This window comes from Streptomyces roseochromogenus subsp. oscitans DS 12.976 (genome assembly GCF_000497445.1).
GTDB lineage: Bacteria > Actinomycetota > Actinomycetes > Streptomycetales > Streptomycetaceae > Streptomyces > Streptomyces oscitans.
Map to the genome: position 1 here is coordinate 1,936,168 of NZ_CM002285.1, position 680 is coordinate 1,936,847.

Here is a 680-nt window from a genome sequence, read left to right on the forward strand (position 1 = left end):
TCGTGGCCCCGTACGACCCGGAGACCGGTGACCTGACCGGCCCGGACGGAACACCCGTCGAGATCGGCTCGACGGGCGGCGAACAGACCGTCTTCGGAAAGGAGTCGTGGCAATGGCTGCTCGTGGGACCGATGGCATGACAGGGGGACGCATGAGGCTGCTGTCGGCAGGCCTGGTCGCGGCGACCGTGCTGACGACGGTGCTGGCCGTCTGGCTGGGCCTGAAGCTGGCCGACCAGCGCGGGTCGGAACAGCGCCGCCAGGACATCCTGGCGGCGGCCCGCCAGTCGGCGCTGAACTTCACGTCGCTCGACTACCGGCACTACGACCGGGACAGCCGCACCGTGCTGGAGGGCGCCACCGGGGACTTCAAGAAGCAGTTCGCCGCGCAGACCGCCCAGTTGACGAAGCTCGTCGCGCAGAACAGGTCGGTGTCCGAGGGGCAGGTCCTGGAAGCGGGCATCGTGCGGTCCGACGACCGCTCGGCCCGGGTGCTGGTCGTGGCCGACAGCAAGGTGACCAACACCGCCGCGCCCGAGGGCCAGGCGCGCACCTACCGGCTCCAGCTCGACCTCGTGCGGGTCGGCGGCCGCTGGCTGACCTCCGACGTCACGTTCGTGGGCTGACCCGCCGGTGAGGCCATCAGTGAGGAGAGACACCATGGCGAACCCGACCTCCGGA

1 protein-coding gene and 1 pseudogene are annotated in these 680 nt (G+C 70.4%); both read left to right on the forward strand.

Features of this window, described 5'->3' with window-relative positions; translation table 11 throughout:
• Positions 1 to 140: pseudogene (locus M878_RS99685) on the forward strand (ABC transporter substrate-binding protein); the annotation flags it as partial.
• Between the two features lie 11 nt (positions 141 to 151).
• Positions 152 to 625, forward strand: a complete 474-nt coding sequence (locus M878_RS58440) for a hypothetical protein (protein ID WP_023545784.1) — start codon at positions 152 to 154, stop codon at positions 623 to 625.
• Positions 626 to 680: the final 55 nt, after the last annotated feature.